Below are 15,895 nucleotides of genomic sequence, written 5' to 3' on the forward strand. Positions count from 1 at the left end.
ATACATAAAAGGCGCTAAATGATTTCACTTTATTTAGGACACCATAAAATAGCTATGGAAATTCTATTTTGACAGGCAATTTTGAAGTCAACCGAATTGGATCATGGTCCAATTTTATTATAAGAAAAGGAGCGATCAGTATGAGAGAAACACTAAAATCTGACTCTCCCAAATCCCCATCGATTTTTAAGCAGGCATTAACTGTTAATAGGAAGCCTTTTCCTTGGTTAAAGGCGTTTTCTGCAGGACTGGCTGCGTCTTTGCCAGTCTTTATTGGATTACTAGTAGGGAATCTGGAATATGGGTTGATCGCTGGAATGGGGGGCTTTGCATATCTTTATGTGTTTAATATCCCTTATGCCCAAAGAGCCAGAAAGATATTTTTTGCTGTACTGGGGATGACGTTAGCCTCTGCCCTCGGGACTCTTGCTGCCCCTTACTCACTTGCAGTAGCTGTTTTGATGGGGATTATTGGAGCTGTGGGTATATTTATTTTTGGAGCTTTAAAAATTAAAGGGCCATCAGCGATCTTTTTCGTGTTAGTTTTTGCGATGACAACCGGTATGCCTGTACATCCGGAACTTGTATGGGTGCGCGCCGGCCTTGTATTTCTGGGAGGGGCACTATCGTGGGTGCTTGCCATGCTTGGGTGGTTTTTTAATCCCCATGGGCCGGAAACGGGTGTTGTGAAAAATGTATATACAGAACTTGCCGGGTTTCTTGACTCAGTTGGTACAGAGAAATTCAATGAGGAAAGGCACAGGGTTATGTCAGGCTTGAGGGAAGCGGAAGAAACACTTGCAGCAGGATATATTCCTTGGCGAAATACGGACATTTTTAATCGTTTAGTTATCTTAAATGATCACGCAAACGCATTATTTTTCTATGTCCTTGAAAATTTTTCGGCAACAACCGATAAATTGCCACCACAGTTTGGGGGATTTATCAGGGAAATTGCCCAATCGCTTGATTTGAAGCATAAGAATGGGATTCCTTCTAAAAAAATCCTTCTTTCAGAAGAAATGGATGAATCCGTACTTAAGTTATTCAAAGCAATTACTGATGCGGATGCGATTAAGAATGAACCAACTTCAAAAATTAATCATGAGCTTCACATTTCCATCCCATCGCTAAGGACCATTTTCCTTGGTGCCTTTGATAAAAACTCGATCGTGTTCATCACTGCTGTACGGTTCGGCCTTTTTACCATTATCGCTGCTGTAATAGCGTACCAGTTTGAATTTACAAGGCCTTTTTGGGTGCCTTTATCCTGCGTAGCAGTTATGTCAGGCTTTACGATTGTCGCCACCTATCACCGTGCGATTCAAAGAGCAATTGGTACAATTCTCGGAATAATGATAGCAAGCTTGATTCTAATGGCTCACCCGAATGGATACATCATTGCGGTACTCATTCTGCTATTGACGTTCATTACAGAGCTGTTTATTGTAAAAAATTATGGTCTGGCTGCGTTATTCTTTACGCCGAATGCTTTGCTGATAGCGGAAAGCACGAGTCATGGTAACTTTGCCTTTAGTTATTTCGCATCAGCCAGGATCATTGATATTTTAATCGGCAGTATCATTGGACTAATTGGAGTGTTCTTCGTAGGAAGGCGGTCTGCCTCCAGTCGCGTCCCACATTTAATAACCAAAACGATCCGAAGCCAGGCGCAATTTTTATTGGTCCTATTCTCTGACCAGGGAAACGGTTTTAATGCGAGAAAAAGCAAAGAAAGAATGAAAATGCGCACAAATTTATCTAATTTAAAAACACTATACGATACAGCTGCTGGTGAGATTCCAGTCGATAGAAAAGCGCTGGAATATTACTGGCCAGTTATTTTTTCCATAGACCATTTAGCATATTTGCTGGAAAATTGCTCAAAAACTGGACATCGTCCTATTTTATCAGATCAGACACTATCCCAATTGCTTTATGTGTGTGAAACGATGGCGAATGCCGCCGATCGAAAACTGTCGCCTTCGATTAAAAATGTCCCTGAAATAGAAGGGTTTCCAAGTATAAGGAATGAGCTTATGACCTTGCAAAAATCCCTTCAAATTGATGAAAGAAGTTTCATTTAAATTTAAGGGCACTTCTCTATAAAGCCGTCATCCAGATGCCCTCATTTAGGTGCGTTATGGGGAACCGTATCATAAGTAAATGAGGTTTTAAATTTATACTTATATCTGTTAATTTGGTTTAGCTATTTATAATAAAAGGAATAGGGCTGTGCTTCTTCTGGAAAATCAATTAGTGCAGCCTATATTTGTATTACGCTTTCAAAGGATAAGGAATTTGCTATTAAAAATTTTACTCGTCAACAATGGTGAATATTAACATAAGCTCTGTATGGTAATTGAAAATAGAGTTGATTGATATATCCTCTACTTCTATACGTAATTAATTTCCTTAGTTTACAAAATACCACTTTATCTTCTATCATTTCCTTTATCGAAATAACTCCTCTAGCTGTATTAATATTTTCCAATTTATGATAAATTTAGTGGTGGAGCAGTTAACCATTTACTAAGTTAAAATAATTTTTTTAATGTATAGAGGTGCTACCCATGGGAGAAAATAAGAGTAAAAAGTTTCCTGATTATTATCCGGAGTGTTGTCCTCCTATAAAATCCATAAATGGGGATTTAACAGTTTATAGAATAATTGAATCAAATACTATTAAACCCAGAGAATTTATATCTATTGGTGAGAAAAAGAAAAAGTATTTTTCTCCCACTTGTAATAATTTTGGGATTTCTTTACTTACAGATCCTGCGGATTTACATATTGCTAAAAATTTTTTTGCCAGCATAAGTATGGAAAAGAAAAATAAAGTCGCTGTTGGCAATATCACTCAGGATAGTGGGTTATATGCTTACGAACCAAGTAATAATGTAGGCAAATCTCATATTAATTGGTGGACATATCTTGATGTAGAACCTCATACGTATTTTAAAGAGGTTTTGAGGATAGGGGTGGATATATAATGAAAGGTGAAATTTTCACACCATTAGGAAGCCTTAAAATCAAAGATATTTTTTTCTACTATGATGGGCCTAGAATATTTTCTTGTACAAATAATTCCACCACGTTTCTTGCCTTTTTAGTTGATGAGTTCGAAGAAAGGGATTTCTGGTTTTTTGTACCTATTAGTACCATAAGGGAATTTCAAATAAAAAAAGGAAAAATATCTATTAGGGAAGCTATTATAAAGGCCGAAGATCCTATTTATCAAATTTATTTACCAGTGAGCGATAATGCTCCGGCATCTTTTAGTTTAATAAATGGTGATAAAGTACCTTTTGAATATCTACCAGCAGATGATTCTTTTATTGTTGAGAACGAAGAGATAGCATCTTCTGAATTACCACCTAAGCCATCAAAAGCATTAGATGAGGCGGTATTAAGTAGGAGGGATGTTTTAGATATTGCAATAGAAAGGGTAGAGGATAAGAATGAATTACCTAGTTTACAAATGGGAAAACTTTTAACTAATACACAAAATACGTTATATGGACTCGATGAGAGATGGGATCAAAACCAAAATAAACCTCCTACATCAGTAGTTGAGGACAATAATGTAAATGTTACAATGCTATTTGCCTCCTCATTTGGGATAAGGATAAAATCAAATAAGTCATCCAACTTATTTGACGTTACCCCCGCGAGTAATTCACTTAGAGTGTTTGCTGAGCTCTTAGAACATAGTAAAAATGAAGAAGAATTAAAGCAACACCTCAAAAGGATTAATCCCAAGGCGGTTACATTATATAAGGAATTTCTAAGTTCTTTTGAAAGTGATTCATCAAAGCTAAAAGTAGAATGGGCATCTCCAAATAATGAAACACGGTATACTGTACTTACATCAGATGAATTAAATAAAGCAAAAGAAATTATATCCATAAGTACTGAAACTATGTCTGAAACAATCACAGAAACAAAAATAAAAGGGGAGCTTATTGCTATAAATCTTAAAAGAAATACTTTTTATATTGAGGGGGATGATGGAACACCATACTCCGGAGCTCTTTCGAAAGAGATTGCCGAATATGTACATAAAGGGTACAAGTTTGAAGTTCCAAAGGATATTATAGCGTTAATTGAAATTAAACAATTAATAAATGAAATAACAAAAAAGGAGACTCTACAATTAAAACTTAAAGAGGTTTATGAAGAATAAATAGTATTTTGAAAACTTAGACCTGATTCCAGTATAGAATCAGGTCTAAAATTTATTTTAAATCAAACCTTTTGAGAATTTTATTAACCTTTTGGTTACTTGCTCATTTAAATTTGGTGCTTTATATCCATGGACTACTAAGTTTCTCAGTTTAAACTGGTTTTGGAGATAATCATACTCCTCCCTTGAAATTAAACCAAAGGTATAAAGATTTTTAATCATCTGTAAAGGATTATTATATTCGGTCTTAACACTTTCATTTTTTAGTCTTTTTCTTATTATTGATTCTAGGCCTACCCAAGTTAAAATATATGAGGCTTTAATATAATGATTGATTAGCAACTCTTCAGCCTCTTGCAGCATTATATTTGTTTCACTAAAACTTAGATCATCACGTTCTTTTTCCACTATTTTTTTGAATTAATAACAATAAGTTCAAATCTCCAGCCCTTTTGATGGTCAATAACACTTGCTAAATTTTCTAACTCTTTTGACTGGGAGAGTGAATATTTATTTCTTACTTCAATAACAACTTTATCGTTTTCACTTATTGCAATAATATCAGGAGAATAATTTCTTAAAAACTCAGGTGTATCGTTGCCTAATTGGGGATTTGTAAAAACAGTATAACCTTTTTGGCTATACTCATTTGCGACTTCTTTGATTTTTTCTTCGAAATCTAGATTTTTATCTGTCATCTTGGCACCTCCTCTAGATTTGTAGCTTCCTCAACTTTAATAAATAGAAACTCATTATCCTGACTAAAACCTTTAGCAAGAACAGGGGAGAGGCCCCTAACTTTAAATGATCCGTTTATATCCCTTTTACTACAAGATGTGTCAACTATTTGTTCATCATCAATATATACTAAACCAATGAGTGAATCTTGAATTGGTTTGATAATATTGTCAACATCGGGGCTCGTGCTGTCGTAATAATATGTAATACTTATTTTTAATCTTTGGTCAGATGGTGAATCACCTGAAGGCCAATAAACTTCTGCTGCTGATTTAACTATGTTTTTCCATGCCAGTAAGCGGGTTCTGTTTCTAGTTTGTTGTGAAACAGGAGGTCCGTCAACAATAAATTCAAAAGGAATCATTTCTCTCTCCTTTCAATTACCCTAGAAATGTTAATCAAATTATAACAGTTCTCTAAGTTATTTGAATCTTTAAATATAAGTAATTGTGATTATAGAGATCGTTTAATGAAAAGAGAATGGAATTGTTACTACATATAAGAAAAAGCTGCAAGAAAGTGAAACTATAATACTTCACTAAGATTATTCTCTGAGAGATAGAGGCACTTTTTATTAATATAGTGTTTGAGGATAATTCCGTAAGTAAAATAAACTATTATTAAGTATTATATATCTAAACGGGGAACGTTGTTAAAAGTATTACTACTTAATACGCTTATAGTAAGGAGACGAGAATAAGTGGAAGAATATAAGTACAATAAAATACCTTTAACACCTGCAATCATAGAGGATTTAATTATTGCGTTACTTAATGGTAAAACGATTAAACGGGATGAAATTGTAAAGACAGTGCTAGAATATCATAAAAATAATGGTGGATTACTCCCCTCGTCAAAAGATTTTCCAAGATCAGTTAAAAAGGCTCTTGCGAATTTGTCAAAAAAAGGTTGGGTATCAAACAAGTCCTATGGATTCTGGGAAGTACATAAAGAAGATTCGCCGATAGTAGAAGGTAATGACGCACAGGAAGAAGAAGCTACAAAAGAGGTAGAAATCCCTGAACTTGCTGTGTATGGAAGTGGTAGTTCGGCGGTTTATTTGTATTATTTTGAAAATTATAAAAAACTTGCCCTATTACAGAACAAGCAAACATGGCCATGTAAGATTGGAAAATCAGATAGTGACCCAGTAATTCGAATACTTTCTCAAGTATCAACAGCATTACCAGAAGTGCCCACTATTGAATACATAATTAAAACTAATGATGCGTCCTTATTAGAAACTATGCTGCATTCAATCTTAAAACTGAAAGGTAAAAAAGTTGAAAGTTCCCCTGGCTCAGAATGGTTTGATACAAATCCAAAAGAGGTAATTGAATTAATCGAACTTGTTAATAAAAACTTGCTAGATGCGTAAGATATTCGAGATCTTATAATAATTGGAGGATAAAGCGAAATCTTTACCGCTTTTGTATTTAAGATAATAAAACTGCAGGTAAGACATGTGCGATGAACCATCCCTTAATAAATGAGTTTTTTACGGACGCAGGGACATTTCCCTGCGTCTTAGCTTTACCCTGCTTGGGATTTAAGTTGTGCTAAAATGAATGGATATACAATCTAGAGGAGACATCGGAATGGCTGTGGAAAAAAACGAAAAATTTATCATACTAGCTGTGGCATTGGGTATTATCCTTAACCCATTAAATACAACGATGATTACAGTAGCTTTACCAGCAATTCAAAAGGATTTCCAACTGACTTCAACAAATATCTCTTGGCTAATTGCTTCTTATTTTATTATTAGTGCGATCTTTACGCCGTTGATCGGAAAATTGAGTGATATTTATGGAAGGAAATTAATCCTTTTAATTGGTCTTATGCTTGTGGTGGTATCATCCATTTTGGCACCGTTATCCCCGAATATGCCTGTGCTTCTTTTGATGCGTGGAATCCAGGCAATTGGTACCTCCGCACTTTTTCCTGCCGGAGTTGGGGTAATACGCAATACCATACAGCACAATCAAAACCGTGTGATCGGTACGTTAGCCGTTTTTGCAACAACGTCCGCGGCATTCGGACCAACTATAGGTGGGATGCTCATTCAGTTCGGCGGATGGCCGGTTATTTTTTATGTGAACTTGCCGATACTGGCAATCGCAATTGGATTAACGATGGTGTTTATCCCTAAAGATAAGAAAAATACGGCTATATCTTATAAGTTGGATGGAATTGGAATTATTTTATTTAGCTTTTTTATTACTTCTTGGATGGTATTTTTACTCGGACTCGAGCAAGGTGTCCACATTGGAATATTGATTCTTGCGGTTATACTTACAGTTATTTTCTACATATACGAGAAGAGAAGGGATGAACCATTTATCAATGTGAATTTCTTCCGGAAAAACTTGAATGTAGCACTTATTTTTGGCCAGTACATTTTATCAACAGTCATATTTTTTGCAGTGCTCTTAAGCTTCCCAACATTTATACAAAGTTCGTTAGGTGCAAGCTCTCAAATGGCGGGAATCGTGATGCTGTCGCTTTCGATTTTTGCAATGATCATGACACCAATTGCGACTAGATGGATAGAGAGGAAAGGATTTCGAGTTCCGTTAATGTCCAGTGTGTTACTGGGATTAGTAGGGGTTATCCTGCTATTTACAGTTAAGGATAATTCCGCCTTAGTATGGATTGGCATCGTGCTTGCGGTTACGGGTATTAGTAATGGGATACAGAATATCGGACTGCAAAATTTGTTGTATTCCTTTATAAGTGTTTCGGAAAGTGGGATTGCATCAGGGTTGCTCATGACATCTAGATTTATCGGAAATATCCTTGCATCTAGTATTTATGGTGTGGCGTTTGCTACAGGAATGAATGAAGGAAATATGAAAACAATGGCCATTGTATTAGTTGTTGTTGCTGTTGTGCTGGTTCCGGGGATGCTCTACGTTACCGTGTCTGAAAAGAAGAACAGGGAAAAGACGGTATAAACTACCGGATTGACGCTTCCTTATTATAAGTTCAAAACTTAAAAACAAAAGTGGAATAAGAACCTGTCTATCATAAGTCGGGTGCTTATTCCATTTTTTATTGCGAACGGGTGAAATGCTTCTAATGAATAACTAGAAAAAGTGTTCCAGGCTATGATGAGTTTGATCAAGCGTATGCGAAGGAAATTAGAGACTCTCTCTCACCTGAAGCGGCATTTATAGGTTTGGATAAACCTACGGCAGAAAACCTAAAAGGGAAACACATAGCCGACTTGATTCCCCCGCTAAACGAGAAAGAAATAATGCTGTCAGGCTCAACAGATGTTGGCGATGTAAGCTGGATCGTTCCAACCATGCAGTGCATGACAGCTTGCTGGGCGCTTGGGACCCCATTCCATACTTGGCAGGTTGTCTCGCAAGGCGCCATGCCGATTGCCCACAAAGGAATGCTGCAAGCTGGAAAAGTAATGGCATGTACAGCAATCGAGATAATGGAGAATCCGGACATCTTACGAAAGGCAAAGGCTGAACATCAGGAACGGCTTGGCGGGGAACCGAACTATTCACTTATTCCCGAACGACAAGAGCCTCCTCGAAAAGATTGACCTGGATTCGAACAAACCTCGCTGTAGTTTGAATGTCACACATCAAACGGGAAGTGCAGGCACCACTTTTCTTTACACTTATTATAAAAATGTTCTTTCCCCAGGAAAGACAGGTTGCTCCTGTAATTCATTTTCGTTAGTATTGGGATATCAAACGCAGAGAAGATTAGATGTATTACTGAGAACCTTACAGTAAATAAGCATTCTTCAAAATTTTCGAATGACGTATGTATATTCAAGGAAGCTTTTCTTGGTGGAGCGTAAATCAACAAATTTAAGAAAATCACTCTTTGTGGTGAAGAACCAAGTGATTATTTTGAAAAAATTAAAATTGGGTTAAGTAAATATTTTTATTTGGGGGATTTCAATGAAAAAAATGAATGTAGGTATTATAGGAATTGGAAGAATAGCTGGGAAATATCTCAACCCAGTATATGAAAACCAGAGATATAACCTTTTTGCTTTATGTGATTTAAAGGAATCCGCGGAACAAATCTCCAGGAAATATAATGCTCTTTTTTATACCGATTATAAAGAAATGTTACTGAATGAAGAGGTGGACCTTGTTATTATTACGACACCTCCGAATACGCATTTTGAAATAGCAAAGGACTGTTTGTTCCATAAAAAGAATGTTATTTTGGAAAAACCGGCAGTACTGAATATGGAAGAATTGGATGTTCTTTTTGAAGTGGCTAAGGAAAACAATGTTTCATTTGATGTGATCTTCCATTGGATGCATGGAAATGAAGTAGTATATCTCAAAGACAAAATAGGTACTTTTGGAGATATAAAAAGGATAGAGTCTACAGTCCTGGACCCTTATACGGATGAAAATTTCCATATTAAAGATGAGTATATTGGGTTAGAAGGCTGTTGGTTTGATAGCGGGATCAATTGCTTGAGTTTGTTATCATGCTTTATTGATATTAAAAAACTCCATTTAGTGGAGAAATCGTATATTTATGATGATAAAGTCCACCAGGATATATATTCAAAGCACCAATATGTAATGGATGATATCGACATCTCGATTACGGTTGATTGGAGATATCGCGCCAATCATAAGTATACGAACATTTATTTTACAAAGGATGTCCTATATATAGATCATTCAAGGCAAATCATCTTACTTAATAATGAGTTGCTAGTGGATTTAAATAATGGTGACCGATTGGAAAATCATTATAAAAATTACTTCGAAAACTATAGAGATTTGAATAATAATGATAATATTCTTACTATACATGGTATATTAATAGGAGATAAGTAGGCCATAAATTAGGAGAATAGTATGAATAAATTGGTTGGGGCCACATTAAAAATAGGGAAATTAGTAGCGGTTATTATCATTGAGAAATTAACCCTGCTTTTAAAGGTGATTGGCGTAAGAGCGTCATTTTATATTTTAACAATAGTAGCACTCTACTACTATTACCATCAAAAATCGCTGGACGTCTTATTGCCCATAATAATTGGTATTTTTATTTCGGATTTAATCAAGTCTCTTTATGAGAATTTTCTAATGGTTAAAGAAGATAAATTAAAGACGACTCATAGCATGAGCTATTTGCTGGATATCTATCAAAATAATTATAAAAAAGAATTGGTCTTGAATGAATCGGGTATCGAGTTTTTATATAATGAAAGCTTTGTTAATCAAAAGGATTTCAAGATTATAATTGAAGATGCCCCCAGCAAAATGTTTGATCCCGATCCATTAATAAAAAGCAGCTACTCTGAAATAATGAAAGCACATAAGGGTAGTTATATTAAAAATTTTGAAACGGTTAGGCTCGATGGGTATACATTAAATGAAACTGCCCGCACCCTTACACTTTCAACGTCGAGAAGTAATTTTTATAATCATCTTTTGACGAATCGAGCAATAGACTATGAGTTTGAACCGGGATTATCCGTTCGGAAAATCTTCGAATATGGGCCTCGCCTTAATAACTTCGAAACAACTAAAATGTCCAACCATATTGGGATTAATGGAATTGTCCAGCTTAGTGATGGCTTTACAATCCTTCCTAGAAGAGGAACGAATGCTACCTATTCTAAAAATAAAATGACGGCCTCGATTGCTTCACCATTAATTAGCAGCCATGATAAAAATGGCACGGTAGAACTTACGTATGAAGGGCTAAAAAATGAGGTCAAAAGCCTATTAAATAGCAGATTATATATTGATGCAGAAACGATTAATGATTCTTCCGTTGAGGTTATTTTCCTTGGTTTCGGCAGAGAAGTATATGAGGGAGGGAAGCCTCAATTTTATTTTTTGGTTAAATTAAATTCATTAAGTTCCCAAGATTATTTACAGATTTTAAAAGATAAAAAGAAGGAAATGAAACATAATAAATCGATCGATAAGGATAGTAATTTATATATTTGCGATTTGTTATCTCTAAAGTTAAAGAAGAATTATAGCGGATCGGTTGAATGCATCAACTATTATACAGATAAAATAAAATTCAAATCGGTCGAGTTTTCCTTTTTAGCAAACGTTTGGCATCTAAAAGAGGCCGGGCATCTCGAACATTTCAAGGTAGATCAAGTGGCCAATGAAAATATCATAAATTTAGAGATGCAGAAGAAGCAAGGGGAACAGTTGAAAAAATCGGTCTAAATCCACAGCAACTAGGCAAGCTGGCTGAAAAAGTACATAAGCTAAACACTAAATATAAAAATGAAAGACCGGTTCACACCGGTCTTTTTTCAGCAATTAGTGTCTAGTATAGATTTACTAGCCGTTGTTACAATATAAAACCCTGGTAAGTGTAGCTTTAAAGACTCCTCCTATGCCTCCTTAAGTGTTGCTCCTAAGGCAGCCATATCATTTGCATCTATATAGCCGAACACCATCGCTGGTCCGATTGTGGCCCCGGGTCCGGGATAGGTTTCTCCCATCACGGAGGCCGCACAATTGCCTGTTGCATACAATCCTTGAATTGGCTGGCCATTTTCATGCATTACCCTGGCAAACTGATCGGTGACCAATCCGCCTTTTGTACCGATATCACCGGGATAACTCGGAATTGCATAGTAAGGGGCTTTTTCCAATCGGTACAGATTTGGATTATTTAACGTAGGATCACCATAATAGCGGTCGTAGGCGCTTACACCTCGCTTGAAATCTTGATCGTAGCCATCCCACGCAAATTGATTAAACCGCTCAATAGTTGCAGATAGGTTCTTTGGCGGGACGCCGATTTTTTTTGCCAATTCCTCAGGTGTTTCCCCCATTTTTATATATCCTGTATCAAACCATGTTTTAGGAAAATCTTTTCCAGGCATATCCTTTAAATGTGAGTAAAGGAAGGCATCTCAATCCTTTTAATTTGATTGAGGTGCCTTTTTTGAAATTCTAATTTTGAGTCAATTATAAATAATCAACACAAAATTTATACTCCGTTTATATTTCTCTTACAAAGGTAGGGTAAAATCCAAATAAATTGATAGGAGGGATAATAAATGATAGCCAAGTTGGTTCATCACTTGTATCAATTCGAATGTAATATCTATTCAATGATTAACAATCGTTATGATCAAAAAGGTCTAAATTTATTCTTCCATCAAATTACTCATCTGGGCGGAGCGACGGCAACCATTAGTTTTACGGTCTTCTTCATTTTGTGCTTTGATTTTCCGACTAAATTATGGGGCTTGGAAAGTGCTTTATCTCTACTGACAAGTCATCTCTTTGTGTTCTCTACGAAAAAAATATATCCTCGAGCACGTCCATATCTATCTCTGCCCAATGCTCGGGTGGGAAAAAATCCACTAAAGGATCATTCCTTTCCATCGGGTCATACGACAGCTATTTTCTCGATCATTACTCCTTTTATCTTTCATTTGCCAATCCTTGGATTAGTCCTTTTCCCACTTGCATGTTGCGTAGGAGTTTCACGGGTTTTCTTAGGTTTACATTATCCCTCAGATGTACTTGCTGGTGCCCTTGTAGGAATGGGTTTTGGGCTACTTGCAATTAATATTATTTAATGAAAGAGGAAACATGAGATTTATATTTTAATGGAGTGGCTCTAACATTCAACAATATGCTGAATATCTAAATCAGAATCTAATTGATCATCGGCTTTTTTACCATAGAGGGACAAATTTTTCACTTTGTAACTAATGCTGCATGACCCCAATTGTGGCACTTTATCGACATAATCGGTAAGAAATGTCACCGTTCTTAGGTAAGTGTTATAATAAAATAGATTGCTCATTATTTCACAATGATTTAATGGGCATATTATCTTTAGTACATAAATAATCAATTGGAGTGAGTTACATGAAGGGAAAAACAGCGATTATTACTGGTGGAGGCAGTGGATTCGGTAGAGAGACGGCGCTAAAGCTGGCTGAGAAGGGGACAAATATTTCGATAGTAGATCTGTCCAAAGAAAAAGGGGAAGAAACAGTTCAACTTTGTAATGAGCGGGGCGGTGACACGATCTTTATTCAAGCAGACGTAAGTAAGGTTGATGATGTAAAAAATTATGTCGCAGAAACTATTGACCACTTTGGGAAAATCGATTTATTTTTTAACAATGCCGGCATTTCCGGTTCTGGAGTCCGCACTTTAGAATGTTCTGAAGAAGAATTCGACAGCATTGTTGACGTGAATCTAAAAGGGGTATTCTACGGTTTGAAATATGTAGTTAATGAAATGCTAAAAACCGGGGGCGGAGTAATTGTCAATACAGCCTCGCTCGGTGGTTTGGTTGGAATGCCTACTCTAGGTGCTTATTCAGCAACAAAACATGCTGTTATTGGGCTGACAAAAACCATTGCCGGAGAGTACGGAAGGGAAAATATCAGAATCAATGCGATTGCTCCAGGAACGAATGAAACACCAATGGTAAAGGCATTCCCTGCAGAGGCTATTAAAGCGATGGCCGAAGCAGTGCCAATGGGCCGATTGGGCCAGCCTCATGAAGTTGCAGATGTCGTTTCCTTCCTGCTAAGCGACGAAGCTTCCTATATACATGGCGCGGTTATTTCGATTGATGGTGGAGCTGCTGCTTTATAATCCAATGCTTTCAGTGATAGCAATTAGGTAAGTATAATTTTGTCCGATAAAAAGTCCAATTTCCAAGAGCATAAAAAGGAAATTGGACTTTTCTTAATGGCTTCACTTTTTTCTTATTCTAAAGGCAGACCATAAGAGCAAGAATGAGGACGAAATGGATATCGATTACTTGTTAAAATGGCTCCAATAAGCATTAGGAGGAAATAAAATCAACCCGCTAAATATATTATCTTTACCAGGTCTGACAAATTGTAATAAGCTTAAAGAATTAGGAAGTAAGGTGTTTTAGCTTTGGAAAGGCGGTGAAGGTATATGGCGACAGATATCAACCTTTCATTTGAAGAGATGTGGGAGAAAATCATTGCTTGTGATCGAAAATATGATGGTCTATTTTTTACAGCTGTAAAAACAACCAAAATATATTGCCGTCCTTCCTGCAGATCAAGGAAGCCCAAAAAGGCGAATGTTGAATTTTATCAAGATATAAATGAAGTTGAAAGGGCAGGTTATCGCCCCTGTAAAAGATGCCAGCCGGAAATTGAGCACTCGCCAAATATCGCGTTTGTTAGAAAAATCATTACGTTCCTGGTCAATCATTACAAACAAACTTTGAAATTAAAAGATATAGCCGATCAAGTTGGATTAAGCCCATTTTATTTGGAACGTTTATTTAAACAAGAGACCTCCGAGACCCCACGTACCTATTTAGAAAAAATACGCATCGACAAAGCCGCCCACCTTCTGAAAAACACAACTTTGACGAACCTTGAGATCTGCTATGAGGTTGGATTCCAGAGCCCATCCAATTTTTATAAAGTGTTCCGAACCTTAAAAAATTGTTCACCAAGTGAATATCGAAAGGAATTCGTAAATGTATTGGATAGATCATGAATCCTTTATAGAGATTTATCCTCCAAAGGAATTTAACTTCGAAGAGTGTTTGATTTTTTTAGGCAGGTCTAATATGGAAGTGCTCCATCAGATTAAAGGGGGCTCTGTATATAAACTAATAAAAGTTGATGAATCTTTGGTTTTATGCAAAATCAGCTTCCTCCATAATTGCTTAAAGGTTGAATTTCCGATAAGCCCAAAATCCAAAAGCAGCCGAAAAATAGTGGCGGAGTATATTTGGGAATGGTTTGATTTGGAACAGGATTTAGGGGGATTTTATCGAATGGCAAGCAAAGATAAAATTTTAAGGACACTGGTTCATAAATATTATGGCTTACGCATTATGTGCATTCCTGATTTATTTGAGGCATTAGTATGGGCGATTATCGGACAACAGATCAATTTAACATTTGCTTATACATTAAAGAAACGCTTCGTCGAGCAATTTGGCGAAAGTCTAACTTTCGAAGGAGAAACGTCTTGGTTATTCCCCTCATTTGAAAAAATAGCATCGATAAGCGTCGAGGATTTACGAGTTCTTCAATTTACTGAAAGAAAGGCTGAATACATCATCTCTATTGCAAATGCTATGGCAAACGGGGAATTATCCAAGGAATTATTGCTTCAAAAAAAAGACTATCAGCAAATACAAAAGTCGTTATTAATGATAAGAGGAGTCGGAGCATGGACGGCAGATTATGTGATGATGAAATGCCTGCACCATCCTTCTGCTTTCCCTGTTGCAGATGTCGGTCTGCATAATGCACTAAAGAATCTATTAGGCCTTGAGAGGAAACCGCCTGTAGAAGAAATAAAAGAATACGCAGTAAATTGGGAAGGCTGGCAGGCATATGCCACCTTTTATCTTTGGAGGTCTTTATATGACTAAGCTATATAAATTGGATTATGAATCACCGATTGGCGTAGTTGAAATTAGCGGGACTCATGAAGCTATCATCTCTATTTTGTTTTCTGAAGAGAATGAAAAGGTGAATGGTCTACATGATGAAACCCCTCTAGTTTTAAAAGAATGTTATAACCAACTTGACGGATATTTTAAAGGCAAGTGCTTTGAATTTACATTCCCTTATCGAGTTGAAGGAACTGACTTCCAAAAAACTGTATGGGAAGCCTTAAAAGAAATCCCTTATGCAAAAACAGGCTCTTATAAGGATATTGCGCTTTCCATTGGAAATGAAAAAGCGATCAGGGCAGTAGGGAGTGCAAATGGAAAAAATAAGTTAAGCATTGTTATTCCTTGTCACAGAGTAATCGGTTCAAATGGAACTTTGACAGGTTATGCAGGGGGACTATGGAGAAAGGAATGGCTCCTGCAACATGAAAAAACATTTCAGAAGGAAAAACGGTAGCTGTTCAGAGCAGCTGCCCAAGTTTCAAGACAGCCAAATAAATGAAAGGGGACGGCTCATTGTTCTTTCTGCATGAAAGAGGCAATTAGCTGTCCCTTTTTATAATC

General features: G+C 36.4%; 17 protein-coding genes. 13 read left to right on the plus strand and 4 right to left on the minus strand.

From position 1 onward, the window contains the following. Nucleotides 1–140: 140 nt before the first annotated feature. From DRW41_RS05420 to DRW41_RS05430, 3 genes are all read left to right on the plus strand, one after another. On the plus strand, nucleotides 141–2,087 hold the full coding sequence (locus DRW41_RS05420) for an FUSC family protein (RefSeq protein ID WP_115450968.1): 1,947 nt from the start codon (nucleotides 141–143) through the stop codon (nucleotides 2,085–2,087). Nucleotides 2,088–2,573: 486 nt separating this feature from the next. Continuing rightward, on the plus strand, nucleotides 2,574–2,993 hold the full coding sequence (locus tag DRW41_RS05425; protein ID WP_115450969.1) for a hypothetical protein: 420 nt from the start codon (nucleotides 2,574–2,576) through the stop codon (nucleotides 2,991–2,993). Continuing rightward, nucleotides 2,993–4,186 carry a DUF6575 domain-containing protein gene (locus tag DRW41_RS05430; RefSeq protein ID WP_115450970.1) on the plus strand — a complete coding sequence of 398 codons (1,194 nt, stop codon included), beginning with the start codon at nucleotides 2,993–2,995 and terminating at the stop codon, nucleotides 4,184–4,186. Before DRW41_RS05425 ends, DRW41_RS05430 begins: the two co-directional genes overlap by 1 nt. Before the next feature lie 57 nt (nucleotides 4,187–4,243). Here DRW41_RS05430 and DRW41_RS05435 read toward each other — a convergent pair whose 3' ends face one another. From DRW41_RS05435 to DRW41_RS05445, 3 genes are read right to left on the minus strand one after another with little or no spacing between them, the layout of a single operon-like run. After that, nucleotides 4,244–4,594 (minus strand): hypothetical protein, encoded by a 351-nt coding sequence (locus DRW41_RS05435; RefSeq protein WP_115450971.1) that lies wholly within the window; start codon nucleotides 4,592–4,594, stop codon nucleotides 4,244–4,246. Further along, the gene (locus DRW41_RS05440) at nucleotides 4,594–4,884 is read right to left on the minus strand and encodes a hypothetical protein (protein WP_115450972.1); all 291 of its coding nucleotides are present in this window, start codon (nucleotides 4,882–4,884) and stop codon (nucleotides 4,594–4,596) included. Before DRW41_RS05440 ends, DRW41_RS05435 begins: the two co-directional genes overlap by 1 nt. Then, on the minus strand, nucleotides 4,881–5,288 hold the full coding sequence (locus DRW41_RS05445) for a RusA family crossover junction endodeoxyribonuclease (protein ID WP_115450973.1): 408 nt from the start codon (nucleotides 5,286–5,288) through the stop codon (nucleotides 4,881–4,883). Before DRW41_RS05445 ends, DRW41_RS05440 begins: the two co-directional genes overlap by 4 nt. Nucleotides 5,289–5,624: 336 nt before the next feature. On the opposite strand from DRW41_RS05445, the gene DRW41_RS05450 reads away from it, so the two are divergent. The 5 genes from DRW41_RS05450 (at nucleotide 5,625) to DRW41_RS05470 (ending at nucleotide 11,118) form a co-directional block, all read left to right on the plus strand. After that, nucleotides 5,625–6,302, plus strand: coding sequence for a GIY-YIG nuclease family protein (locus DRW41_RS05450; RefSeq protein WP_115450974.1), 678 nt, complete (start codon nucleotides 5,625–5,627; stop codon nucleotides 6,300–6,302). Nucleotides 6,303–6,522: 220 nt separating this feature from the next. Then, nucleotides 6,523–7,881: an MFS transporter gene (locus tag DRW41_RS05455; protein WP_181884433.1), complete on the plus strand. Its 1,359-nt coding sequence runs from the start codon at nucleotides 6,523–6,525 to the stop codon at nucleotides 7,879–7,881. Between the two features lie 224 nt (nucleotides 7,882–8,105). After that, nucleotides 8,106–8,486, plus strand: a complete 381-nt coding sequence (locus tag DRW41_RS05460; protein WP_245959358.1) for a zinc-binding metallopeptidase family protein — start codon at nucleotides 8,106–8,108, stop codon at nucleotides 8,484–8,486. A 367-nt stretch (nucleotides 8,487–8,853) separates the two neighbouring features. After that, nucleotides 8,854–9,759, plus strand: coding sequence for a Gfo/Idh/MocA family protein (locus DRW41_RS05465; protein ID WP_115450976.1), 906 nt, complete (start codon nucleotides 8,854–8,856; stop codon nucleotides 9,757–9,759). 21 nt (nucleotides 9,760–9,780) lie between these two features. After that, a complete protein-coding gene (locus DRW41_RS05470; RefSeq protein ID WP_115450977.1) occupies nucleotides 9,781–11,118 on the plus strand; it encodes a hypothetical protein in 1,338 nt (445 codons plus the stop codon). A 170-nt stretch (nucleotides 11,119–11,288) separates the two neighbouring features. Here the strand turns inward: DRW41_RS05470 and DRW41_RS05475 are convergent, their stop codons facing one another. Then, nucleotides 11,289–11,735, minus strand: a complete 447-nt coding sequence (locus tag DRW41_RS05475; RefSeq protein WP_245959359.1) for an FAD-binding protein — start codon at nucleotides 11,733–11,735, stop codon at nucleotides 11,289–11,291. A 228-nt stretch (nucleotides 11,736–11,963) separates the two neighbouring features. Here DRW41_RS05475 and DRW41_RS05480 point away from each other — a divergent pair, with 228 nt between their 5' ends. From DRW41_RS05480 to DRW41_RS05500, 5 genes are all read left to right on the plus strand, one after another. After that, on the plus strand, nucleotides 11,964–12,491 hold the full coding sequence (locus DRW41_RS05480; RefSeq protein ID WP_342771978.1) for a phosphatase PAP2 family protein: 528 nt from the start codon (nucleotides 11,964–11,966) through the stop codon (nucleotides 12,489–12,491). Between the two features lie 295 nt (nucleotides 12,492–12,786). Then, a complete protein-coding gene (locus tag DRW41_RS05485; protein WP_181884434.1) occupies nucleotides 12,787–13,527 on the plus strand; it encodes an SDR family NAD(P)-dependent oxidoreductase in 741 nt (246 codons plus the stop codon). Between the two features lie 312 nt (nucleotides 13,528–13,839). Further along, nucleotides 13,840–14,418 carry a bifunctional transcriptional activator/DNA repair enzyme AdaA gene (locus DRW41_RS05490; protein ID WP_115450980.1) on the plus strand — a complete coding sequence of 193 codons (579 nt, stop codon included), beginning with the start codon at nucleotides 13,840–13,842 and terminating at the stop codon, nucleotides 14,416–14,418. Beyond that, nucleotides 14,399–15,307: a DNA-3-methyladenine glycosylase family protein gene (locus tag DRW41_RS05495; RefSeq protein ID WP_115450981.1), complete on the plus strand. Its 909-nt coding sequence runs from the start codon at nucleotides 14,399–14,401 to the stop codon at nucleotides 15,305–15,307. Before DRW41_RS05490 ends, DRW41_RS05495 begins: the two co-directional genes overlap by 20 nt. Continuing rightward, nucleotides 15,300–15,788, plus strand: coding sequence for a methylated-DNA--[protein]-cysteine S-methyltransferase (locus DRW41_RS05500; RefSeq protein WP_115450982.1), 489 nt, complete (start codon nucleotides 15,300–15,302; stop codon nucleotides 15,786–15,788). Before DRW41_RS05495 ends, DRW41_RS05500 begins: the two co-directional genes overlap by 8 nt. Nucleotides 15,789–15,895: the final 107 nt, after the last annotated feature.

It is taken from the genome of Neobacillus piezotolerans (genome assembly GCF_003362805.1).
GTDB lineage: Bacteria > Bacillota > Bacilli > Bacillales > Cytobacillaceae > Bacillus_D > Bacillus_D piezotolerans.